Origin of the sequence: Synechococcus sp. PROS-7-1 (genome assembly GCF_014279795.1) — a bacterium.
Lineage (GTDB): Bacteria > Cyanobacteriota > Cyanobacteriia > PCC-6307 > Cyanobiaceae > Synechococcus_C.
On record NZ_CP047945.1, the window covers coordinates 1,430,134 to 1,452,138 of the forward strand.

The 22,005-nt window shown below is 59.0% G+C and carries 30 protein-coding genes; 16 read left to right on the plus strand and 14 right to left on the minus strand.

The window, feature by feature from the left end:
- Positions 1-32 precede the first annotated feature (32 nt).
- Entirely contained in the window at positions 33-278 is a 246-nt protein-coding gene (locus SynPROS71_RS13885) for a hypothetical protein (RefSeq protein WP_186471346.1), read from the plus strand.
- Complete coding sequence (locus SynPROS71_RS07850) at positions 275-685, plus strand: hypothetical protein (RefSeq protein WP_255442050.1); 411 nt, start codon at positions 275-277, stop codon at positions 683-685. Before SynPROS71_RS13885 ends, SynPROS71_RS07850 begins: the two co-directional genes overlap by 4 nt.
- Positions 686-699: 14 nt before the next feature.
- On the opposite strand, the gene SynPROS71_RS07855 is transcribed toward SynPROS71_RS07850, so the two are convergent.
- Positions 700-1,167 (minus strand): EF-hand domain-containing protein, encoded by a 468-nt coding sequence (locus SynPROS71_RS07855; protein WP_186471347.1) that lies wholly within the window; start codon positions 1,165-1,167, stop codon positions 700-702.
- A 157-nt stretch (positions 1,168-1,324) separates the two neighbouring features.
- Here SynPROS71_RS07855 and SynPROS71_RS07860 point away from each other — a divergent pair, with 157 nt between their 5' ends.
- The 5 genes from SynPROS71_RS07860 to SynPROS71_RS07880 all read left to right on the plus strand — a co-directional run bounded on the left by SynPROS71_RS07860 (position 1,325) and on the right by SynPROS71_RS07880 (position 4,926).
- Positions 1,325-2,035 (plus strand): response regulator, encoded by a 711-nt coding sequence (locus SynPROS71_RS07860; protein ID WP_186597969.1) that lies wholly within the window; start codon positions 1,325-1,327, stop codon positions 2,033-2,035.
- A 9-nt stretch (positions 2,036-2,044) separates the two neighbouring features.
- On the plus strand, positions 2,045-3,394 hold the full coding sequence (locus SynPROS71_RS07865) for an ATP-binding protein (protein WP_186594334.1): 1,350 nt from the start codon (positions 2,045-2,047) through the stop codon (positions 3,392-3,394).
- 68 nt (positions 3,395-3,462) lie between these two features.
- Entirely contained in the window at positions 3,463-4,419 is a 957-nt protein-coding gene (gene ppk2 / locus SynPROS71_RS07870; protein WP_186594335.1) for a polyphosphate kinase 2, read from the plus strand.
- A gap of 20 nt (positions 4,420-4,439) precedes the next feature.
- Entirely contained in the window at positions 4,440-4,685 is a 246-nt protein-coding gene (locus SynPROS71_RS07875) for a hypothetical protein (RefSeq protein WP_186594336.1), read from the plus strand.
- 13 nt (positions 4,686-4,698) lie between these two features.
- Positions 4,699-4,926 carry a hypothetical protein gene (locus SynPROS71_RS07880; protein WP_186594337.1) on the plus strand — a complete coding sequence of 76 codons (228 nt, stop codon included), beginning with the start codon at positions 4,699-4,701 and terminating at the stop codon, positions 4,924-4,926.
- Between the two features lie 197 nt (positions 4,927-5,123).
- Here SynPROS71_RS07880 and SynPROS71_RS07885 read toward each other — a convergent pair whose 3' ends face one another.
- From SynPROS71_RS07885 to SynPROS71_RS07910, 6 genes are all read right to left on the minus strand, one after another.
- Positions 5,124-5,315, minus strand: coding sequence for a hypothetical protein (locus SynPROS71_RS07885; protein ID WP_186594338.1), 192 nt, complete (start codon positions 5,313-5,315; stop codon positions 5,124-5,126).
- Positions 5,316-5,504: 189 nt separating this feature from the next.
- Entirely contained in the window at positions 5,505-5,867 is a 363-nt protein-coding gene (locus SynPROS71_RS07890) for a thermonuclease family protein (protein WP_255442052.1), read from the minus strand.
- Between the two features lie 68 nt (positions 5,868-5,935).
- A complete protein-coding gene (locus SynPROS71_RS07895) occupies positions 5,936-6,589 on the minus strand; it encodes a hypothetical protein (protein WP_255442053.1) in 654 nt (217 codons plus the stop codon).
- A gap of 50 nt (positions 6,590-6,639) precedes the next feature.
- Positions 6,640-8,811 carry a glutamine synthetase III gene (locus SynPROS71_RS07900; protein ID WP_186594340.1) on the minus strand — a complete coding sequence of 724 codons (2,172 nt, stop codon included), beginning with the start codon at positions 8,809-8,811 and terminating at the stop codon, positions 6,640-6,642.
- 47 nt (positions 8,812-8,858) lie between these two features.
- Positions 8,859-10,112, minus strand: coding sequence for an organoarsenical effux MFS transporter ArsJ (gene arsJ / locus SynPROS71_RS07905; RefSeq protein WP_186597973.1), 1,254 nt, complete (start codon positions 10,110-10,112; stop codon positions 8,859-8,861).
- The gene (locus SynPROS71_RS07910; RefSeq protein ID WP_186594342.1) at positions 10,109-11,131 is read right to left on the minus strand and encodes an ArsJ-associated glyceraldehyde-3-phosphate dehydrogenase; all 1,023 of its coding nucleotides are present in this window, start codon (positions 11,129-11,131) and stop codon (positions 10,109-10,111) included. Before SynPROS71_RS07910 ends, arsJ begins: the two co-directional genes overlap by 4 nt.
- Positions 11,132-11,251: 120 nt before the next feature.
- Between SynPROS71_RS07910 and SynPROS71_RS07915 the strand changes: the two genes are divergently transcribed.
- The 6 genes from SynPROS71_RS07915 to SynPROS71_RS07940 all read left to right on the plus strand — a co-directional run bounded on the left by SynPROS71_RS07915 (position 11,252) and on the right by SynPROS71_RS07940 (position 13,975).
- The gene (locus SynPROS71_RS07915) at positions 11,252-11,584 is read left to right on the plus strand and encodes a helix-turn-helix transcriptional regulator (protein WP_186597975.1); all 333 of its coding nucleotides are present in this window, start codon (positions 11,252-11,254) and stop codon (positions 11,582-11,584) included.
- A 5-nt stretch (positions 11,585-11,589) separates the two neighbouring features.
- Entirely contained in the window at positions 11,590-12,213 is a 624-nt protein-coding gene (locus SynPROS71_RS07920; RefSeq protein ID WP_186594344.1) for a DUF938 domain-containing protein, read from the plus strand.
- Between the two features lie 15 nt (positions 12,214-12,228).
- A complete protein-coding gene (locus tag SynPROS71_RS07925; protein ID WP_186594346.1) occupies positions 12,229-12,474 on the plus strand; it encodes a DUF2878 family protein in 246 nt (81 codons plus the stop codon).
- A 93-nt stretch (positions 12,475-12,567) separates the two neighbouring features.
- A complete protein-coding gene (locus SynPROS71_RS07930) occupies positions 12,568-13,191 on the plus strand; it encodes a hypothetical protein (protein ID WP_186594348.1) in 624 nt (207 codons plus the stop codon).
- Positions 13,192-13,340: 149 nt separating this feature from the next.
- Complete coding sequence (locus tag SynPROS71_RS07935; protein WP_006041641.1) at positions 13,341-13,577, plus strand: hypothetical protein; 237 nt, start codon at positions 13,341-13,343, stop codon at positions 13,575-13,577.
- Complete coding sequence (locus tag SynPROS71_RS07940) at positions 13,574-13,975, plus strand: hypothetical protein (RefSeq protein WP_186594350.1); 402 nt, start codon at positions 13,574-13,576, stop codon at positions 13,973-13,975. Before SynPROS71_RS07935 ends, SynPROS71_RS07940 begins: the two co-directional genes overlap by 4 nt.
- On the opposite strand, the gene SynPROS71_RS07945 is transcribed toward SynPROS71_RS07940, so the two are convergent.
- Genes SynPROS71_RS07945 through SynPROS71_RS07975 form a run of 7 tightly spaced genes read right to left on the minus strand, consistent with a single transcriptional unit; the run spans position 13,972 to position 19,627 of the window.
- Positions 13,972-14,247 (minus strand): hypothetical protein, encoded by a 276-nt coding sequence (locus SynPROS71_RS07945; RefSeq protein WP_186594352.1) that lies wholly within the window; start codon positions 14,245-14,247, stop codon positions 13,972-13,974. The genes SynPROS71_RS07940 and SynPROS71_RS07945 overlap by 4 nt on opposite strands.
- Before the next feature lie 11 nt (positions 14,248-14,258).
- Positions 14,259-14,492 (minus strand): hypothetical protein, encoded by a 234-nt coding sequence (locus SynPROS71_RS07950; RefSeq protein ID WP_186471359.1) that lies wholly within the window; start codon positions 14,490-14,492, stop codon positions 14,259-14,261.
- Positions 14,493-14,527: 35 nt separating this feature from the next.
- Positions 14,528-15,196: a GDSL-type esterase/lipase family protein gene (locus tag SynPROS71_RS07955; RefSeq protein ID WP_186594353.1), complete on the minus strand. Its 669-nt coding sequence runs from the start codon at positions 15,194-15,196 to the stop codon at positions 14,528-14,530.
- Positions 15,197-15,221: 25 nt separating this feature from the next.
- The gene (locus tag SynPROS71_RS07960) at positions 15,222-16,748 is read right to left on the minus strand and encodes an ABC transporter permease (RefSeq protein WP_186594355.1); all 1,527 of its coding nucleotides are present in this window, start codon (positions 16,746-16,748) and stop codon (positions 15,222-15,224) included.
- Entirely contained in the window at positions 16,748-17,506 is a 759-nt protein-coding gene (locus SynPROS71_RS07965) for a phosphonate ABC transporter ATP-binding protein (RefSeq protein WP_186594356.1), read from the minus strand. Before SynPROS71_RS07965 ends, SynPROS71_RS07960 begins: the two co-directional genes overlap by 1 nt.
- Entirely contained in the window at positions 17,503-18,402 is a 900-nt protein-coding gene (locus SynPROS71_RS07970; RefSeq protein WP_186594357.1) for a putative selenate ABC transporter substrate-binding protein, read from the minus strand. The genes SynPROS71_RS07965 and SynPROS71_RS07970 overlap by 4 nt, the downstream gene beginning before the upstream one ends.
- Before the next feature lie 46 nt (positions 18,403-18,448).
- Positions 18,449-19,627, minus strand: a complete 1,179-nt coding sequence (locus SynPROS71_RS07975; RefSeq protein ID WP_186594358.1) for a pyridoxal phosphate-dependent aminotransferase — start codon at positions 19,625-19,627, stop codon at positions 18,449-18,451.
- 120 nt (positions 19,628-19,747) lie between these two features.
- Between SynPROS71_RS07975 and SynPROS71_RS07980 the strand changes: the two genes are divergently transcribed.
- From SynPROS71_RS07980 to ispG, 3 genes are read left to right on the plus strand one after another with little or no spacing between them, the layout of a single operon-like run.
- A complete protein-coding gene (locus SynPROS71_RS07980) occupies positions 19,748-20,161 on the plus strand; it encodes a VOC family protein (RefSeq protein WP_186594359.1) in 414 nt (137 codons plus the stop codon).
- A complete protein-coding gene (locus SynPROS71_RS07985; RefSeq protein ID WP_370586813.1) occupies positions 20,080-20,733 on the plus strand; it encodes a uracil-DNA glycosylase in 654 nt (217 codons plus the stop codon). The genes SynPROS71_RS07980 and SynPROS71_RS07985 overlap by 82 nt, the downstream gene beginning before the upstream one ends.
- Before the next feature lie 36 nt (positions 20,734-20,769).
- Positions 20,770-22,005 (plus strand): (E)-4-hydroxy-3-methylbut-2-enyl-diphosphate synthase, encoded by a 1,236-nt coding sequence (gene ispG, locus SynPROS71_RS07990; RefSeq protein WP_186594361.1) that lies wholly within the window; start codon positions 20,770-20,772, stop codon positions 22,003-22,005.

Below are 22,005 nucleotides of genomic sequence, written 5' to 3' on the forward strand. Positions count from 1 at the left end.
CCTCAGAATGATCAGATCGGATGAATGCGGGAATGGCATCAAGCTGGTCAGATCTCCGTCGTCGGGTTGCACGCATTGGAGCTTCGCTTGATGTCGTCGTCCGGAGCGATCCGGAAGTTTGCGGTCTCAGTGGTTCTGGATATCACATCACTCTTCACCACAGTGGTTATGGGGATTGCACTGTTGGCGATCTCACCTTGATCGACTGTCCCAACGAACTCGTGCTCACAGAATTTGAGCGCTGGATGCGAGGTGCCGGACACCAGGCAATGTCATGAACCCACCCAAGATCCGCCCCCTGCGCAAGGGGAAATCACCGAGAAAAGTGTTCAGTAAAGGGCGCTCCTCCCGACCGATGTCCGTCGGCAGGCAACTCTTCGAGTCCGTTCTGCTGCTCGGCTTTGGTGCGGGTGCATTCACCTTCCTGAGCTGGCTTCCCCAGAAACTCGACGCCATGGTGGTCGTGAGCGAAGCGATCGCCGACCTTATCCGGGGTCTGAGTCAGCTTGTTGAAGCAGCGCTGGGGCTTGCGGCCATCATTCTGATCGCCCTGCTGCTGGTGCTGGCGTTCGTATCGATCATCGCAGGAACCATCCGCCTATTTAAGGGATGCAGCCGGCTCATGCGCGGAACGACAAATCCTCACGTGAAAACGAAGCGCTCAGCGTCAAAGATCAAGCGCTGAAAGGCTTGAGGAGCTCAGGGAGCAGGTGATCGAGGGGCCAGCGAACGCTGAACAATCCAAAGCTCCTCAAGTGTCAATCCACCATTCGCATCAAGATCGAAGCTGGTGAAGTTGCGGTTTAGCCAGGGCAAAGAACGACATTCCGATCGATCCAACTGACCATCGCCGTTGCGATCGGCCTGACGGAAGCGTTGCTGTAGACGCCTGCCACTGGGATGGGGCGTTGATGGTCTGAGATCTTCCAACAAAAGGAAGCCCCGAGAATCGCGCCGTTGCAATCTGCGTTCGAGGTAAGGATCACCCTTCACTTCACCAGTCTCCAAGCGCCCGTCGCCATTCACATCCCTACGAATAAACAACGCCTCCATCCGTTGCCCATAGGAGTGAACGGGCCTGGATTCAGCCCAGACCGGAAGAACCGCGAGTGGAGTGATCAGAAGCCCAAACGCCCCGATCTTCAGTGATGGCAGCGGTAAGTCCATTCCATCAGGTTATGAGCAACCTGAGGCCAGGGAGTGTCTGAGTGGTGACAGCACGCTGATCAGCTGTGACAGGGTCAATCCCTGGGCGACAGGGTGCTGATGCATCCATACGATCAGGGCATCTCTTGCAGGACTAACAACGGTGGGACGCTCCTCGATGATCTGGGTGGTCGACGATGATCCTGAGCTGCGCCAGATGGTGGGCACTTACCTCATCGACCAGGGCTATGACGTGCGCAGCCTCAGTGACGTCAAACAACTCGAGGCAAGACTCGAGTTCCAGCGGCCAGATTTGATCGTTCTCGATTTGATGATGCCAGGAGACGACGGTCTCACAGCCCTCCGCCGTCTCCGCGACGCTGGAGACGATCTGCCAGTGGTCATGCTGACTGCCCGCGGCGAGGGCGTCGACCGCATCATCGGCCTCGAACAGGGTGCTGATGACTATCTCGCCAAACCGTTTCTGCCGAGAGAACTCTCCGCACGGATCGAAGCTGTTCTTCGGCGCCGGAGTTCCCTCCCTGCGGGAACTCCTCTCGCGGAAGGTGGCGATGTGGTGTTCGGAGACAACGTGCTCGATCTGGCCGCAAGGACGCTGACCCGCGAGGGGAAACCAGTGGTGATCACCAGTGGTGAATTCAGTCTGCTGGCATCCTTCGTTCAACACCCACACCGTCCGCTATCGAGAGAACGGCTCATTGAGCTAGCGCGCGGGCCTGGTTGTGACACAGACAGCCGCAGCATGGACGTGCAGGTCTCTCGGGTACGCAAACTGGTGGAACCTGACCCCACACGTCCCCGCTACCTGCAGACCGTCTGGGGCTATGGGTACGTGTTTGTTCCCGACGGTCAACCCCGCTCTCGCTAACTCCCTCCCATGCCATCTCCGTCCTGGCAGAAGCGCATCAGCTCACTGCTGGGATGGGGAAGCCTGGCCCTCGGCAGTTCAGCCTTCTGTCTGCTGGTCTTCCAAGCCCTGTTCGGACGTCAGCTGGAGCAGCTTCAGACCATTCAGCTCGGTCGCGACTTGGCCCTCAACGTCAGGCTCACAGAACTGGCCTTGGAGCGATATCCACCCCATCTGGTGGCAGAACTGACCGGATTGGATCTTGTGGTCACCGTGAGGCCCAAACCATCAACCTTGGATCCATCGGCAGGCTTCAAACGTCAGGCTGAAGCATTGCAACAACAACTTTGTCAAAGGCTGTCCCACTGCCCGATGGTCTACCCCCACCGCGCAGCTGGGGAAGAACGCAGCATTTGGATTGAGCTGATTTCCCCCCTGGAGCCCATCTGGTTGAAGGTGAATGTGCCTTCGATGATGCGCTGGCCCCCAGAGCCGACTCTTCTAGGACTGTCACTGGTTGGAGCAGGCATCATCTGCGGCGGGTTGTTCCTGCTCGTGGAGGTCGAGGCGCCGCTGAGAAGTCTGGAGAAAGCCCTTGCCAGGGTGGGGGAAGGAGGTGGGCCGGATGCTGTACCGGCTCGAGGTGCGCCGGAAGTGCAACGGCTCACGGAGCGCTTCAATGCGATGGTGCAGCGCCTAGCCACCAGCCGCCAAGAACGGGCCACCATGCTGGCTGGTATTGCCCATGATCTAAGGGCACCGATCACGCGGCTTCAGTTCCGGCTCTCCATGCCTCAGCTCACGGCGGAAGACCGAGAGCGCTGTGCTGGAGATCTTCAGTCCCTCGAGCGGATCACGGGGCAGTTTCTGCTGTTTGCAGGAGGCGGTGACGGTGAAGCCTCAGTCGAGGTTCCTCTCGAGCAGCTGCTGGCAGAAGTGGCCAGCAGTCATCCAGCTGATCAACTCCATCTGGATCTCACGCCTCTCTCCATGGCCGTGAAACCGGTGGCTCTCGGCAGGGCGGTTGCCAATCTCATCGACAATGCGTTCTCTTACGGAACAGCCCCTGTGGTTTTGCGCCTGCGTGACATGGACTCACGCTGCAGCATCGAAATCTGGGACCAAGGTGAAGGCATGCCAGCCAGCGAATGGGAGCAAGCGCTTCAGCCCTTTCATCGCCTCGATTCTTCCCGTGGTCAACAAGGCCACTGCGGTCTCGGGCTCGCGATTGTCTCCCACGTGGCGACTCTTCACGGCGGACGTCTGGAGTGTCTGCAGGGAGATCTCTGTTCCGAAAAGCAGCCACCAGGACGCTTCGCCATTCGCCTCAGCCTCCCCTTGCCTACCGATCGCCAAGTCTCAGAACACCCACAAAGCTGAGAAAAACATTTGCACTGAAAGGGTGACGCTCGGAATCAGTCACCAATGAAGGAGAGGCTTCCCAAACCATGGCGCATAAGGACAAAGACAAGGGCAAGCACAAGGCCCATGACAAAAAAAAAGACAGTGGGGAGAAGCTTCCCGATTCCGTCATGGACAACCTTGCAGGCAGCGAGCACGACCTCGACAGTCCGGCAGAACTGCTGGACGACCTGCTCGAAGGTCGGAATCACAAGATCGAACGGCTGAATAAAAAGCTGTACGAAGCCGAACTGGTGAAACTCCAGACCCAGCTGGTGAAGATGCAGTACTGGATCAAGGACACCGGCTACCGGATGATCGTTCTGTTCGAAGGTCGAGATGCGGCAGGGAAAGGCGGCACAATTAAACGTCTCACAGAACCCTTAAATCCCCGAGGCTGCCGTGTCGTTGCTCTCGGAACGCCGACCGAGCGACAAAAAACACAATGGTATTTCCAGCGATACGTGGAACATTTCCCCGCAGCAGGAGAGATCGTGGTGTTCGATCGCAGCTGGTATAACCGTGCCGGAGTGGAGCGGGTCATGGGCTTCGCCACTCCTGAACAGGTTGAACAATTTCTTGATGACGTGCCTGAATTCGAACGCATGTTGGTGAGGAGCGGAATCCTGCTCCTGAAGTATTGGTTTTCGGTGAGCGACACGGAACAGGAAGCCCGTTTCCAGTCGCGAATCGACGACCCCACCAGACGCTGGAAGCTGAGCCCCATGGATCTGGAGGCCCGTAATCGTTGGGTGGAGTTCTCCCAAGCGAAAGACGCCATGTTCAACCGCACCAACATTCCGGAAGCGCCCTGGTTCACCGTTGAAGCCGACGACAAGCGCAGAGCACGCCTCAACTGTCTGCGACATGTGCTGAGCAAAGTTCCCTGGGAAGACATGACACCTCCAGCAATCGAACTGCCTCCGCGGCCGGAGCAGGGCAACTACACCCGTCCACCGATCAACGAACAGTTCTTCGTGCCGAATGCCTACCCCTACAACTAAAGGACTAGCGGAGTTATTGCATGCCGTATGAAATCCCTGCGCAAGAGCAAACGCGCAAATGGTTCCGTAGCCATCTGCTCGGTCGGGAGGTGGAATTGCAGGATCTCTACGAACTGCCGCTAGAAGAACTTGACCTCTTGATGGCCGAAACGGCTGAAATCCGCTCGGATCCTGAAAACCGAGTTCGCAGCCACGGTCGCTGGTGTACTGCAGGCTATGTACTGGAACTTGCCAGGATCATCGATGCACGACGTCTCAATGAATGAGTCATCAACTGCCATGAACTCTGTGCAACGACTCCTACCGCTTGCGACGCTCTTGATTCTCTCCAACAGCACTGTTGTCCATGCGGGATCGGTGACGATGGGTGGGGTCAGCGAAGAGCTTGCGATCAATCGTGCAATGGCCAAGGTTCCTCAAGGGAAGAGCGTGACGGACACATCCTGCGAAGTGATTGGAACCTCAGGGAATTCGAGCACCTACCGCTGCACGGTCACTTGGGAGTAGGGCTAAAGCACTGAGGCACAGCGTCGTGCACACGCACAGCTTCAGCCGTGGAGCTGTGCAAACCAGAATCCCGCCAGCTGCCAGCTGGACCACAAGAAGATTCCAAGAAAGAGCCAATTCACCCATGCAGGGCGGTTTTTGTTCTCAAACATGGAGGGAGCTGATTGGTCCCTCCATTCTGTTCAAACAACACCGGTTCAGACGGGGGAGTGAAGCGGTTGTTTGCGCTTGAGATCGTGCATCCCTTCAAGCTGCTGATGCACAGCCTTGAGCTGCCGCTGAATGTGATCGCTTTGTGGAAGGGAGCTCAGGGATGCCAATGCATGTTCAAGATGGTGCTTGGCATCAATCAGCAAACGACATTCCAGGCTGCCAGGCTCGTAACTCATCGCGTTCGTGAATCTCTTTTCATTTAGACGCAGCCTGTTCAGATCGACTGTGTCAACCACAACTGTTTGACCTGATTAAGGCTCCAGACGTCCTCCGGACGCCTCAATCAGATTCCATGGGCGTTCAATGCCTCCTTGAACGCTCCAGACCCCAAGCTGGGCGGCTTTGGCTTCACGCTCAAGACGGCTTTAATCCAGGTCATTGCATTGCCCCAGATAACCGTCGTAGGCAAAGACTGCCCCTTGCTTCAAAAGTGGAACAGCTACATCAGCCCCATCGTCGATCAAGCGAGCCACAACTCTGCCGTATACATCCCTGGCCCTTAGTTCCAGAACAACGCTGCTTCCAGGCATAAGGGAGCGGCGAAGCTGAGCTGTAGCGTTCTGCGCCCATGGCCTCTGCTCGGCAAGCGGTGCCTGAATGCAAGCCAACCTGACGGCGCGCCCTTCACCCGCAAGGTCAACAAGCACTTCCTGGCCGTTGTTCACCGTCAGAACTGTGACCTCCTGCCGGGGGTGAGGATCAGCAACCACCCTGGGGGCAAGGATCATTGGGGAAAGGATCAAGGCACCACCAAGGATCAAGGCACCCCGAATGTGCCGTCGTTGAAATCTCCCCATCAGCTCGCTACTGCCTCAACGTCGATGAACTCACCGGATTCCATGGCCTGTGCCGTGAGGTAGCGGAGCGTTCGGTTACGAATCAACTGAACCTCAACGGCATTCCAGGTGCCACCTATCACACAACCCACCAGCGGAATCGTCTTGGTGATCAGAGCACGTTGACTCACTCTGCGTCCGAACACCCTGGTCATCACGCCGTTAATCAGAGCGAGGCTGCGCTTGTTGATCAGTTTCAACACCATCTCACGGGTGGCCGTATGCGCAGCCTTCAACCCCAGCTCCACACCCACTTGGCTAATCACACTGGAGCCGAAAACCGGGAACAGCAACTCGTGGCGAGCGTTCTCACTCTCAAGGAACCCTGGAATCAGGAGCTCGGCGGCGCAGGCTGCAGCGAACAGCTGGGTCCGAGTTGTGACGGACAGATCCGCCAGTGCCCCAGCCACACTGAGGACGGGATTCGCAGTCAACCCCATCGCCGCTCCCGCCGTAATCACACGCAATCGCGCATCGCTGAATGCACGTTCAGCGAGTTCATAGGTCGTGGCATCTGGATAGCGGCGGCGAAGGAGATCCACTTCGCAGCGGACCTTGCTGGCATCAAAACTGATGACCCAGTCGAGTAAGTCAGCAACTGAGTTCAGCGGCAAGGCGAAAGTCCCCACACTCTTCACCTTATCGGGATTCGCAAAGCTGGGTCCTAGCGAACAAAAAGCATCTCCCGGTACGAGGGCAGGGGCCAGCGATCGTCGTCCACGAGTTCCTCCAAGGAATCCACGGCCTCACGCAACAGCTGCAGCCGGGGAAGCAACACACCCGAGCAGTGGTTCATGGCCGCGGCGGTATCTCCGCAGTGCAACTGGTGCAATTCCCCTGCCAGAGCTGTTGCATGGTCGTCCATACGTCGATGCAGCTCAGCGATCTGGTGGAGATCGCGGGTTTCAGGCTGAAGTCCGAGTGACTGCTGCTGTTGCAGGCTGCGTGCCAGGGCGCTCAGGTGCTTCTGAACAGCTGGGCTGATTTGCGTGCGCACCATGGAGAGGGCCACTTTGGCCTCCACTTCGATGGCGAGGGAGTACTGCTCTCCGTACACCTCGTAGCGGCTTTCCATCTCCACCGATGAGATCACGCCGTGGCGCTGGAACAGGCTTCGCACCTCCTCCCGGCGCAGCACTGGCAGGGCTTCAGCGGTATTGCGGAGATTTTCCAGGCCACGATCCTCGGTCGCTTCCCGATGCCACGCGTCGGAATAGCCATCACCGCCAAACACAGCGGCACCATGCCGATCCATGATCTGGCGAATCACCGCCGCCGCCGACTGTTCGAGACTCTGACCAGAGCCCATTTCAGCTTCAAGGCGATCGCTGATCCATTCCAGGGAATCAGCCAGCACGGTATTCATGGCCACGAGGGGCCCAGCGACGGACTGGCCGGAGCCAACAGCACGGAATTCAAACCTGTTTCCGGTAAAGGCAAAGGGGGAGGTGCGGTTGCGATCTCTTGCATCTTTGGGGAATTCGGGAAGGGTATCCACACCCAGACGCATCACTCCCCCATGGGAGCTGCCTGTGACCTCACCCCGTTGAATCTGCTGGAAGACCTGCTCCAGTTGCTGGCCGAGATACACGGAAATGATCGCCGGAGGGGCTTCGTTTGCACCAAGGCGATGGTCGTTGCCTGCCGTCGCCACAACCGCACGCAGCAAGGGACCATTGCAATGCACGCCGCGGATTACGGCAGCACAGAACAACAGAAATTGAAGGTTGTCGTGGGGGGTGCGACCGGGATCCAGCAGGTTGCCCTGGGTGCTGTTGCCAACCGACCAGTTCACATGCTTTCCGGACCCGTTGATTCCAGCAAAGGGCTTTTCATGAAGCAGGCAGGTGAACCCATGACGCTTGGCGGTGCTGCGCAAGGTGGTCATGATCAGTTGCTGATGATCCGTCGCGACATTGGCGGCTTCATGCACTGGCGCGATCTCGAACTGGCCCGGTGCAACTTCGTTGTGTCGGGTCTTTGCTGGAATCCCCAGTCTGTAAAGCTGACTCTCCACATCTTGCATGAAGACCTGCACCCTTTCCGGTATCGCACCGAAATAGTGATCATCAAATTGCTGACCCTTGGGTGACGCCGCGCCGAACAGCGTGCGACCGGCGAGAAGAAGGTCAGGCCTGAGGGTGGCGAACTGAGTGTCCACCAGAAAATATTCCTGCTCAGCCCCACAGGAGCTGTTCACAGGAGCCACCTCTTCGTTGCCAAGGAGGCGAAGCAACCTCTTCGCCTGCCGGTTCATGGCGGCATTCGAACGGAGCAGAGGCGTTTTCTTATCAAGAGCCTCTCCTGTCCAGCTCACAAACACCGTGGGAATGCAGAGCGTCACCCCGTTGGGGGTACGCATCAAATAAGCCGGACTGGTGATGTCCCAGGCCGTGTATCCACGAGCCTCGAAGGTGGAACGGATGCCTCCATTGGGGAAGGAGCTGCCATCAGGTTCACCCTGAACGAGGAGCTTGCCTGAGAACTCATGGATCGCCTGACCATCACCTTGCGGGCTGATGAAACCGTCGTGCTTCTCCGCAGTGGAGTTGGTGAGGGGATAAAAAACGTGTGCGTAGTAGTGCGCACCTTGGGACACAGCCCAGTCCTTCATCGATTGGGCCACCACATCCGCCACGGCGAGATCAAGACGCCCGCCATCACGGATCACACGACGAACCGCTTTGTAGGACTCCTTGGGCAGAGCACTTTTCATCCTTGCGAGCGTGAACACGTCGCTAGCCCAAACGTCTTCAAGGGGTTGGGCGGGCGCGCAGTCCACTGGCGTGCGCTGCTGGATGGCCTGAAGAGCAGCCAGACGGGCGGGATGGGGCATGGTGGAAAAACCCGCAAATCAGCGGGATGAAGCGCTTTAACCCGACGCTAAGCCGCCGACCTCCGCACAGCAGGAAGCCGAAGGCTGGTGAGCCATGAGAGCAACACCAGGAGAGAGGAAGTCCAGAGGCAGGCCTGCATTCCTGAGGTGGGCGTTCCGCCGATCAGAAACACCGCACCAGACAGCAACGTTCCAACCAGACGACCAGCCGCATTGGCCATGTAGTAAAAGCCCACATTGAGGCTCACACTCTCCGCATCCGTGTAGGCCAGCACCATGTAGGAGTGAATCGAGGAGTTCATCGCAAACACAACTCCAAACGCCGCCAGCCCTCCGACGATGGCCACCGTCACATCGACCTCACGAAGAAGGGCGATGGCGATCAGGGCGGGAATCGCCGTGAGTACCGCGCTCCAGAACTGCACGGCCGATGCACCAGGACTTTCACGCTGTCCCCAGAGGCGACGCAGCCCGGGGGCTGTGCCCTGCACGATGCCGTAGCCGATCACCCAGAGGCCGAGAAAACCGCCGATTTCCCAGAACCCCCAGCCAAGGGAGGCTTCGAGAAACACCGGGAGAGCCACCACAAACCACACATCGCGGGCACCGAACAAAAAGAACCGGGCCGCAGAGAGAACATTGATCCCCTTGCTCTTCGAAAACAAAGACGAAAACGCTGGCTTGGCCTTCATCTTTCCGATCTCGCCCGGCAACACCAGGGTGACGAGAAAAGCCAACGCCAGACCCGCAGACATCCAGGCCACGGCAGCGTTGAAACTCAGTGCTGTGAGCAACACACCTCCGAGAAAAAATCCAACCCCTTTAAGAGCATTTTTGGAACCGGTGAGAATCGCCACCCATTTGAACAACTGCGTTTCCCCCTTCTGAGCATCATCCGGCGTTTCCGGAACCACTGTTTTGATCGCGCTCTTCGCGCTCATCTTGTTGAGGTCTTTGGCAATTCCGCTGATCGCCTGAGCGACCATCACGTACACCACGCTCAGAAGCTTGGGCCAGGATTCCGCGACGGGAACCAGCATCAACAACGCCAAAATCTGCAGAAGCGTCCCGACCCAGAGGGTGAGCCGCAATCCATAACGCGCTCCGATCCAACCTCCATAGAGATTGGTGAGAACCCCAAAGAACTCATAAAAGAGAAACAGAAAGGCGATCTCGAGTGTGGAGTATCCGAGCTCGTGAAAGTGAAAGACCACCAACATGCGCAAAGCGCCGTCAGTGAGCGTGAACGCCCAGTAGTTGGCGGTCACAATCCCGTACTGCTGCAGAGCGGAGAGCTTCACGCGTCCAGCCCCACCACATAGCTGGTGAGGTCGGCCATCCGGCAGCTGTAGCCCCATTCGTTGTCGTACCAGGCGAACACCTTCAACTGAGTGTCGTCAACGACCATCGTGGAGAGCGCATCAATGATTGAGCTGCGGTTGTCGTTGGTGTAGTCGCAAGACACCAACGGTCGCTCCTCGTAACCCAGGATTCCCTGCAGTGGACCGTCTGCAGCAGCTTTAAAGGCTGCATTCACCTGTTCGACCGTGACGCTCTGCTTGAGCTCAAACACCGCATCAGTCAGGGAACCGTTAAGCAGCGGTACGCGCACGGCGTGACCATTGAGCTTGCCCTTGAGCTCAGGAAAGATCATCGCGATCGCCTTGGCAGAGCCCGTGGTGGTGGGGATCAGTGAGGTGAGGCCGGAGCGGGCCCGGCGCAGATCACTCTTGAACGCATCGATCGGCACCTGGGTGTTGGTGATGTCGTGAATGGTGGTGATCATTCCGTGCTCGATGCCGAAGCTCTCGTGCACCACCTTCACCACCGGCGCGAGGCAATTGGTGGTGCAGGAGGCAGCGGTCACCAACCGGTTCCGATCGGGCTCATAGAGGTGATGGTTGATGCCGTAAACAACGTTGAGAGCTTCGGCGCCGGCGACGACACCCTTCACAGGACAAGCCACCACAACGCGCTTCAGCCCCAACTGATCGAAGTAGGGATTCAAGGTCTCCGGGGTCTTGATCTTGCCGCTGGCCTCGAGCACCATCTCCACACCGCGCTCGGCCCAGGGCACTGCGGTGGGATCTTTCTCGCGCGACCAAGTCAAAGAGGAACCCTCCACAGTGAATCCCTCAGCGCTGCTGCAGATATCTCGGTCCCAGCGGCCATGCACCGAGTCAAACTCCAGAAGATGGGCAGCGGTCGCGGCATCACCGGCGGGGTCATTCACATGAACCAGCTCGATACCGGGGCGTCCCCAGAGCGCTCTGAAGACGAGGCGACCGATTCGCCCGAAGCCATTGATGCCGATCCGCATGGAGGTGTGCCGTGCATTCACCAAATAAATTTGATCAGTCGCGTGCCATCCCGCAAGTGCCTGGATCACACGAAGCGTTTCACCACCACCGCTAACGTTGAGTCATCAGCCGCCTCGCCGATGCCATCCATCGAGGCCACGCAACGTTCTCTCAGTGCACCGCAGGCCTGCAGCCTTCTCAAGGCACTGTCTGACCCCCTGCGCCTCCAGGTTCTCAACCAGCTTTCCACCGGTGAGCGCTGCGTCTGCGACCTCACCAGTTCCCTCTCACTCTCCCAGTCGCGCCTGTCCTTCCACCTCAAGGTGATGAAAGACGCGGGATTACTGAGCGACCGCCAGAGCGGGCGATGGGTGTATTACAGCATTCGGCCACAAGCGCTGAATGCCTTGCAGGGTTGGATCAAAGAGCTCACCCGCTCCTGCGAAACCCCGGCCAGCAACTGCGCCGAATGAGTCCGATGGAGAGCTCCAGTGATGATGCGCGGCTGTTCTTCCCGGCTACGCAACGCAATGTGCATGCGATCGGAGACGTGCTGGCCGACGCCCTCCCTGCCGGTGGACTCATCCTCGAACTGGCGAGCGGATCGGGAGAACACGGCGTTGCCTTCCAACATCGATTTCCCAGGATCACCTGGCAATGCAGCGACCCCGACCCCGACCACTGCCGCAGCATCAGCTCCTGGATTGCTCACGCGGGGCTGACGTCTGCCATGCCACAACCTCTGGCTTTGGATGTCTGTGAACCCGACTGGGTGGGTGGTCTGCCAACAGCACCAGCCATGGTTGTGGCCGTGAACCTTCTGCATATTTCTCCATGGGAATGCACGCAGGCCCTCATGCAGGGCTCAGCTCGTCACCTGCCTCCCGGCGGTCGACTTTTGATCTACGGGCCATTTCGCGCTGAAGGGAAGCATGTGAGCGAAAGCAACCAACTTTTCGACACGTCGCTGAAGGAACGCGATTCCAGCTGGGGGGTGCGCGATCAAGAGGCAGTCATCAAGGAAGCCCAAGGAGCAGGACTGTCTCTTCAAGACATTCGCTTGATGCCATCAAACAACAGGATCATCCTTTTCGAGCGCTAAACATCGGAGCTTTGGATGGAAAGCACACTGATCCAGGGCTTGGGCTTTGTACTCGTCGTGCTGGCCTGCACGGCCAATGATTCCCTCCAGACCCTCGGGACATTCCTGGTCAGCAATCGGGGACGAACACCGCTCTGGTTGCAAGTGCTCTGGATCTGCTTGGCAACGGCAGCAATCCTGATTTTCGGATGGATCCGATATCACGGCGATCCGGCCTGGGATCGCTTGGGACCATTCCCTCCACCGGAGGCATTCAGCTGATTTTATCTATTCCCACCGCTAACGATTGCAGTTTTGACCTGGTGGGGAGCTCCGATCGGAACCTCGATTCTGGTGCTGTCTGCGTTTGCACCGATGCAAACAACTGCGCTGGTGAAGACATCAGCACTGGGGTATCTGCTCGCCCTGGTGATCAGCTTGCTTCTCTATGGGCTGGGGCTCTGGCTGCTGGAAAAACGGTTCAGCCGCAGCACTGAACCATCTTCAACTGCGCTGCCGGAACGGTGGCTGATCCTGCAGTGGTTCAGCACAGCTTGGCTGTGGTGTCAGTGGATGATTCAAAACGCCGCCAGCCTGTATGTGTACCTGCCGAGGCAACTGAGCTTTGAGGAACTCTTTTTAAGCATTGCCGTGATCTGCGCGGCCCTCGCCCTGATCTTTGCCTGGGGAGGTGGACCCATCCAAACCATCATTCGCCGCAAGATCAACATCCACGACATCCGATCCGCAACATTGATCGACCTTGTATTCGGAATGATTTTGTTCACCAGGGCACTCAGCATGTCGATGATTCCCCTCAGCACCACCTGGGTGTTCCTTGGCTTACTGGCCGGTCGGGAGCTGGCGCTGGTGGCAAGACTGCATCAATCGTCGCCTGGGCAAGCCATCAAGCAGCTGGCGAAAGATCTGTTCAAAGCCAGCGTCGGCGTTGGCGTGAGTCTGGCTGTGGCGTCGTCTCTGCAACTGGTCCTGATGTAGGCCTCATTGCCTAGGGGACCGGAACCACCAGCGCTCTCAAACAATCCACCAAACCCCCCCGGAGTATCCATCAAGCAACCCCAGAGTCACCGTTGAGTTGCCCTGCAGCCACTCCGAGCTAAGATCAGATCATTCAGCCGTCCCGATGCATGGCCGTCCCCCGGGAAAACCAGGTGAAGCTGACGGTCTCCGTTCCGCCGAGCCTTCATGTCTTGTTGCGCAGCTGGGCTCTCTGCGAGGGGCGAGAACTCACCAGTGTTGTTTTGCAGTGCGTTGAATTGTCGGTACGCCAACTGAAAAGCAACGGGTCCATCCCTGCTGGTGCGATCCGCAATTACGAGATGGCGTGCGAAGAGCGCCTCACCGCCGGAGGAGCGCTGTCATGACTTTGAAGCAAGCCACCCTTGAGCAGGCCTTGTTGGCCCCGTGCATGGAGGCGGTGATCGCCGTGACCGAGCGGTATCAGTTTCTGGAGGATCACCAGGGTGCACGCGTTTTCACCGCTTACCGAGAGATCGACCACGTGATCAAGCTCGGCTTCAGTGAAGACCTCCAGGGACAAACCCTCGACCTGGAGAATCGCGGATTTCAAATACTGGAAGCGCGGGAGGGAACCCGACGGGAACATCGCCTGCTGATGCTCACTTTGAAGGAAATCGGCTACGCGCCCCACTACAACAATGAGTACTTCCAGGCTTCAAAAGGACTGCTACGCCATCTCAGAAATCTGGGATGGCCCCTCGGCGAGCTTGCTCAACTGCTCAAGAGCCAACGCACGCATTAATCACGCCGACGACGGCGGATTCCGCGACCGATGAAATCACAATCCAAGGGGGACAATTCACCGGTTCGGCAAGCTTGATCCAGCACGGCCTGCCGCTGCGATGGAGTCTGGGCATCGTGCTTTTCAAGAACATCCCTCACCGCGGGTGTGATCAGGCGCTGGCGCTGAAGCTCATCCAAGCTTTGGGCCCACGCAATCGCGCTCCAACCATGAGCGTCAGTACTGATCAGCACCCCCACCATCAGCAGCAGCCAGCGCAAGCGCATCAGCATCTCGCCACGGGTCAGAAGGTCTCTCCGATGCCTGGACCGTACCAACCGTCTGGCCAGAAATCATCGTCGTAATCCACACTCCACTGATTCTTGGGAATCGGTCCCGATGACGGTTGGGTGCCATCCAGGCAGCCATCCGCCGTGGTGAAACCACTGGAAAACGCTTCACAGGTCACAGGGTCCTGCTGCGCCAGGGCTGGCATCACCTGAAGAGCGGCGGCCAAAACCACAACGACCATGCGCATGCCCGATCTCATCACTGCTGCGATTCTGATAGGCATCAGGTCCAGGTGAGTTGTGTTTGCAACTCCAGACCTGCCCAACGCTGGAGGGCACCCCACGACCGAACCCGCTGCTCGATCCAGTGATGACCGGCACTGTTGAGGTGGATCCCGTCGGGCTCAATCCAGCCAAGCCAACCCGGCTCTGCCAGCATGGCCGCGTGGAGAGGCAAAAAAGGAACATCCACCTCGAGACAGGCCTCTTCAATCTGAGCTTCATGCACAGCGATGTCGTGGTTGCTGTACCAGAGGCAGTCGGCAAACGGCATCACCTGTTCATCCACCGGCGACAGGCCAAGCACAAACACCTGGGTTCGCGCTGTCATGGCGTGAAGCAACTGTTCGTATCCGAAGCGCAAAGCCTGAGCATCGAGCGGCTGCCTTCCGTCGGCACGACCAACCCTGGCTGAATCGTTGAGCCCCACGGCCACCAGCAAAGCCTTCGGCTGTTGGCGACGCAGCTCACCACGACAGGCCCACTCCGCTTCCCATCGTTGCGACACCGACTCCAGACCGTCGCCGCGAATCCCCAGTGGGTAGATCACCGGTGCATCGGGCAGCGCCATCCAGGCACGCCGTAAGCGCTCGCACCAGCCGCCACCCTCGGTGTCTCCCCAGCCGACCACGCCACTGTCACCAATCACCACCAGTTGACGCGGATGGCGCATGGATTCCGTCGCTCATATCGGGTGATCAGCTTTGCAGCCAGCGGGTCCGGCATTGATCGCTGAACCACTCCCCGAGCAGGGTGATCAGGGCATAAGCCCCAATCAACACCACAACAGCATCCCAGTGAAAGGAGCTGAGCGATTCCAGCAACTGCCAACCCAGTCCACTGCCACCGATCAGGCCCACCACAACGGTCTCCCGCAGAATCACATCCGTGCGATAGGCCCCATAAGCCAGATACCCAGGGCTGCGCGGCGTGAACAGGCCGTAGAGCCAGCCGAGCCGTGCTGACGCTCCAGAGGTGGCCATGGCCTGTTGTTGATCAACAGACTGCTGCTCCAGTTCTTCGCGCAACAGGCGTCCCATCACCCCGCCGTTGTGCAATCCAAGCGCCAGCGCACCGATCGCAAGGGTTGGACGGTTGCTGAGCAGCAGAAGCAACACAGTGAGCGGTGGGGGGATGAGACGCAGCAGCGCCCAAACAGGATTGAGAGCCACCTGCCAAAACCGCGAGGGGGCCAGCAACATCGCCAGTGGAGGGAGACCAATCGCAATCCCAGCAGCCAGCACGGTGAGCAGGAGCGTCTCAACAATCAGCGGCAACCAGGGAATCTCCGCAGCTGCTTGCGTGAGACCGCGCCAGTCCGGCAGCGCCAGTCCTTGCCAGACGACAGTGCCGGAATCCGGGAGCAGCACCTGCAGCCAGAGGCGTCCTGCGATCCCCGCCGCAATGGTTCCCGCAAGGAAGAGACACAGGCGTCGCTGGCCAGCCTGGGCCTTGCGAGTTTGACGTCGCCAAAGCGTGAGCAGCAGCTCGAGAGCAACACTGAGGAGTCCAAGCATCCACAGCCCACTCCAGAGCTCTCTGAACTGAAGCGACTGCAGGCTGAGCTGCAGATCAGTGCCCAGGCCTCCCAGACCAAAAACGCCCAAAAGCGTGGCACTGCGCAAGGCACACTCCAGGCGGTAGCCGCCATAACTCATCAACACGGTGCCCATCGCGGGAGACAGTGCCGTGAAACAGGCTGCCAAGGGGGGGGCACCACCCTGCAACAGAGCCTGAAGCCTGGATGGATCGAGCGCCTCCAGCTGATCACGCCACACGCGAGCCACCAGGGCCGCATAGGGAATCGTGATCGCTGCGACCGCCACCGAAGGATGCAAGCCAAGAACCTGCAGGAGCAGCAGTCCCCAGATCAGTTCATGCACCGATCGAGGCAGGGCCAGGGTGCGACGAAGAATCATTGCTGGCCAGGTTGGCCAATTCCACGTTTGCAACAGCCGTTCTGAGGCACAACACCCAAGCAGCACCCCAAGAACCAAGCTGAGGCTCCAGCCAGCCAGAGCCATCGCCAGCGTGACCTGCAGCGCACTGAACAGAGCTGTGAGCAGCGCTGGGTCCAGGGATGGATGCACTGCTGCCGCGAGAAATGTCAACAAGATCTCCACGCCGCCGGCATGAAGTCCGGCGACAACGGTGATCAACACCGGCAGCAAGGCCAGAGCTGGCAGCAGTGCGAGCGCGGGTGCACTGGGTCGGGCCAACGCCATCACAGTGCGTAGAGATCCTCAAGTTCTGCAGGCGTCACAGCGGTCGCTGGAGCGTCGATGCGCAAACGTCCTTCGCGCAGGGCGAGGACTCGATCAAAACGATGGATCAAATCCGGGCGATGTAGCGACACCACCACCGCTTCCGCACCATGGATCAGGGAACCATCGGCGTTCTTTTCCAGAATGCGATCGAGCACTTCAGCGGCAATGGCTGGGTCCAGGCTGGCCAAGGGCTCATCAGCCAAAAGCAGAGACGGTTGTTGCCGGAACAATCGGGCCAAAGCAACCCGTTGCCGTTGACCACCCGACAGCTGCTGAACGGGGCGGTCAAGACCTTCGGGACCCAGAACCTGAGGATCCAATCCAGCCTGACGCAAGCACTGCAGACAAGGCGCTGCGCCGATGGTGAACAGAAGATTCGCCAGCGCCCAGGGCAGTCCATGCCGGCCCAGCACGCCGGCATTGATGTTCTGCCCAACACTGAGTTCCTCAATCAAGCGCAGGTCCTGCCAAAGGGTGCCGATTTCACAGCGCTGACGGCGCGTGCGTTGCCGAAGACTCTTGCCGCGCCAGAGAACCGTTCCCTGGTGCGGGGTCAGGCTGCCATTGATCACGGAAATCAATGAGCTCTTGCCGGCACCGCTAGGCCCGAGAAGGGCCACGCGCTCACCGCGATGGATGCGCAACGACAGGCTGATCAGCCGGTCTCTCTGAGAGCCGGCCAACCGCACCTGTTCAAGCTGGAGCAGGGAGCTCAACGAATCTTGCCGAGTTGGCGACCTACCGTCTCGATCGGCTTGTACTGGCTGGCATCGGCGGGAATGAAACGCTTAGCAGCGAACAGCTCGAGGATCGTGGCCTGGCGAGGGGTGGATGGCTGAATGGCCAGAATCGCCTTCTGCAGACGGGTTGTGAACCCCGAACCAAAGCGCTGATCAAGATCAGGGCGCGCCACCCAGTGGTAATCCACATACTCGGGAGTTCGCCAGATCACGCTGACCTTGTCGGTGTTCACCCGCCCCTGCTTCAGCGCGGACGTCCAGACCTGCTCATTCAAGGCACCTGCCTGGTAAGCCCCGCTTTGCACCAACGCGATGGTGGCGTCATGACTGCCGCTGAAGCCCGCCCGGCCCCCGCTGAACTGACTGGGAGTGACCCCTGCCTTCGCCAGAAAATGCTGGGGCATCAAGCGTCCGGACGTTGAGCTCTCCGAGCCAAAGGTGAAGCGCTTCCCCCGCAAACTGGCGAGACCGTTGATGGACTGGATCGGTTGAAGACCAGCTGATGAATTGGCGATGAACACACTGCGAAAGCGGGCATCGATATCCCGCTGCGCCAAAACCTTGGCCCCAGGGGTCTGCAGCCGCGCCTGAACTCCGGTCAAACCACCGAACCAAACCAAATCAAGGCCTCCGGTCCGAAAGGCACTCACTGCGGCGGGATAATTGCTCACCGGCACGTAGCGAACGGTCACCTTCAGACGGTCGCTCAGCTCATCGGCGAGCTGGCCGTAGAGACGATTCAAGCGCTCGGGGTTCTGATCGGGAATGGCACCGACGCGAAGCGCTGGTTTAGCGATGGACGGAAGGACCGCCACCCACTGGCAAAAGGACAAAGCCAGGAGAGCGGCGGCCCCTCGTTCTCGGATGGACATGAACGAGATTCTGGTGAACGATGCTTCAGCGACTGCGAAAAGGGCGTCAATTCACAGCAAGCAGACGGGCCAATCGGGCCAGACCATCTGTAATCGTCTCACGCGACACCGCACAGGACACCCGTACACAGCGGTCATCACCGAAGGCGGCCCCGGGGACAATCGCCAATCCCTCTTGCTCAAGTGCTCTGTGACAGAAGCTCATGGAGTCGCCGCAAGCGTCTGGCAACTGAGGGAACGCATAAAACGCTCCCTGGGGCGGCACCAAGGTGATACCACTCATCGCCTGCAGGCCTGACACGAGAAAGGATCGGCGGCGGTTGTAGCTTTCAGCCATCGTCTGCAAGCAGTCCCGCGGGCCCGTCAGAGCAGCAACAGCCCCCTGCTGGGCAAAACTGCAGACATTGCTGGTGCTCTGGCTCTGGAGTGCCGATGCAGCTTTGATCACGGATTCGGGGCCGCTGAGATACCCCAGGCGCCAACCGGTCATCGCCCACCCTTTGGCAAAGCCATTCACCATGAAGCAGCGATCCTGAAGATCGGGAGCAAGAGAGGCAAAGCTGCGGTGCGTCACGCCGTCGTCGAGGAGATTTTCGTAGATCTCATCGCTCATCACCACGAGTCGAGGGTGACGACGCACGAGCTCAGCGATGGATAGCAGCTCGTCGCGACTGAGGACCCGACCTGTTGGATTACCGGGGGAGTTGATAACAAGCACCCGGGAGGCCGGTGTGATGGCGGCCTCAAGAGCATTCAGATCAAGGCGAAAACCATCCGCAGCAGACGATGGAACAGCAACCGGACTGGCACCGGCGAGGCGCGCCATTTCCGGATAGCTGAGCCAGTAGGGCGCGGGAATCAACACCTCGTCGCCGGGATTCAGAAGAACCTGAAAAAGGTTGTAAATCGCCTGCTTCCCGCCATTGGTGACCAGAACCTGAGCTGGTGTGGTGGGAATTCCGTTGCCGTCACTGATCTTGGCCGCAATCAATTCGCGCAGATGGGGATCACCAGAAGCGGGGCCGTAGCGGGTGATTCCGTTTCTCAAGGCTTTGATGGAAGCCTCAACGATGAAGTCGGGAGTATCGAAATCCGGCTCGCCTGCGCTGAGGCTGCAAATGTCGCGCCCCTCCTGTTGCAGGGCCTTGGCCCGCGCGTTGATCTCCAGCGTGAGCGATGGATGCAGGGCTTCGGCCCGGCTGGACAAAGAGAGCGGGCGTGACATCGGCGCGGCACCCCTCCAGTGGATGCGCAGGTACGAGAGTTCTCATCCTGCCTGATGTTGTGTCACAGACAACCAAGCACGGATGCGGAAAGCTCTCATCCGAGGAAGGAACATTGGGAAATGCAAGACCCAAAGCCCACCCTCAGCTGGGTCCTGGCCGCCCGGGACCCTCAACGACTGGCAGCGTTTTATGCCGGTCTGCTTCAGACCGAAGCCCGCAAGGGACTGGCGGAACACCATTGGATCGTTCCCTTACCGGAAGGGGGGTCGCTGCAGATCTACACGCCGTCACGACGGCGCCCATGGCCTGCCTCAGGCGCCGTTCTGGCACCTTGCCTTCAGCGGGTGACAAGCAACAACAGCCTGGAGGACCTTCGGTCTTGGCGAGATGGAGTCATCGCCCTGGGCGGATCCAGCACGGAAGAACCCCGCCAGGAATCTTTCGGCGCAGAATGCTGGCTGAAAGATCCCGAGGGTCAACGCTTTTTGCTGTTGGTCATCCAAGCAAAGGAGGCTCCAGAGGAGGCGATGTGAAGGGTTTCGACACGCTTCAAAACCGATGTGAAGCTTGCCAGCGCTGTGATCTCGCTCATCACAGGCAGACGGTTGTGGTGGGAAGAGGGAACCCACGATCCGATCTGATGCTGATCGGCGAAGCTCCTGGAGCCGATGAAGACAACCTGGGGCTTCCGTTCGTCGGCCGTTCTGGCCGGCTCCTCAGTGAACTTCTGAAGGAAGCGGATCTGGATGAGGACAAAGACCTCTACATCTGCAACGTGATCAAGTGCAGACCTCCTCAAAACCGAAAGCCCACGCTTGAGGAGATCAGGCAATGCAGACCCTGGCTCGAGGAACAACTCGAGCTCGTGAACCCTTCCTTAGTGCTGATGGCTGGAGCAACGGCTCTAAAGGCGCTGCTAGGGATCAAAAGCGGGATCAGCAAGCTGAGAGGTCAGTGGCACGAGCAGGAGGGAAGGGCCTTCATGCCGGTGTTTCATCCCTCCTATCTCTTGCGGTTTCGATCGCGGGAAGCCGGTTCCCCTCAGGCACTCACCCTCCAGGATTTGCAGGAAGCGAAACGCAGGCTTAGCGCACAGGGGGGATAGGTATGCCATGGTTTGGCCAAGGTCCCTGAACGATCCATGACCGGCACCCTGGCCACCGCTTCTCAGACCGGCAATGCCACCGCGCGGAGTCAGCGGTACGACACGGTGATTCACCGGCGTCGGACCCGCACCGTCATGGTGGGCGACGTGCCGATCGGCAGTGAGCACCCGGTCGCCGTTCAGTCGATGATCAATGAAGACACCCTTGATATCGAGGGTGCCGTGGCCGGCATTCGCCGGCTCGCCGAAGCCGGCTGCGAGATCGTTCGCGTCACCACGCCCTCCATGGCTCATGCCAAGGCCATGGGAGACATTCGTGCAGCCCTCAGGGCCCAGGGCTGCGGAGTCCCTTTGGTGGCGGACGTGCATCACAACGGCATTCGCATCGCCCTTGAAGTGGCCCAACACGTGGACAAGGTGCGCATCAATCCGGGACTGTTTGTATTCGATAAACCCGACCCGGATCGGCAGGACTTCAGCCGTGAAGAATTCGAAGCCATCGGTCAGCGCATCAAGGATGACTTCGCTCCCCTTGTGGAAGTCCTCAAGACCCAGAACAAGGCCCTACGCATCGGCGTCAACCATGGGTCACTGGCTGAACGGATGCTGTTCACCTACGGCGACACGCCCGAGGGAATGGTGGAATCCGCCATGGAGTTTGTTCGTCTCTGCGATGAACTCGACTTCCACAACATCGTGATCTCGATGAAAGCCTCCCGAGCTCCGGTGATGCTTGCGGCCTACCGCCTGATGGCCGACACCCTGGATCGCGAGGGATTTCACTACCCCCTCCATCTCGGCGTGACGGAAGCAGGTGATGGGGACTACGGCCGTATCAAAAGCACCGCCGGAATCGCCACGCTCCTGGCCGAGGGCCTCGGGGACACAATTCGCGTTTCACTCACCGAAGCACCCGAGAAAGAAATCCCTGTTTGCTTTTCAATCCTTCAAGCCCTGGGATTGCGCAAAACGATGGTCGAATACGTGGCTTGCCCGAGCTGCGGTCGTACTTTGTTTAATCTCGAAGAAGTGCTGAATCAGGTTCGGGATGCCACCTCGCACCTCACCGGTCTCGACATCGCCGTGATGGGTTGCATCGTGAATGGTCCGGGCGAGATGGCAGATGCTGACTACGGTTACGTCGGCAAGACCCCTGGGGTCATCTCCCTCTACAGAGGGCGTGATGAGATCCGCAAGGTGCCGGAAACCGAAGGGGTTGATGCACTGATCCAGCTCATCAAGGACGACGGACGCTGGGTGGATCCCGTCTGA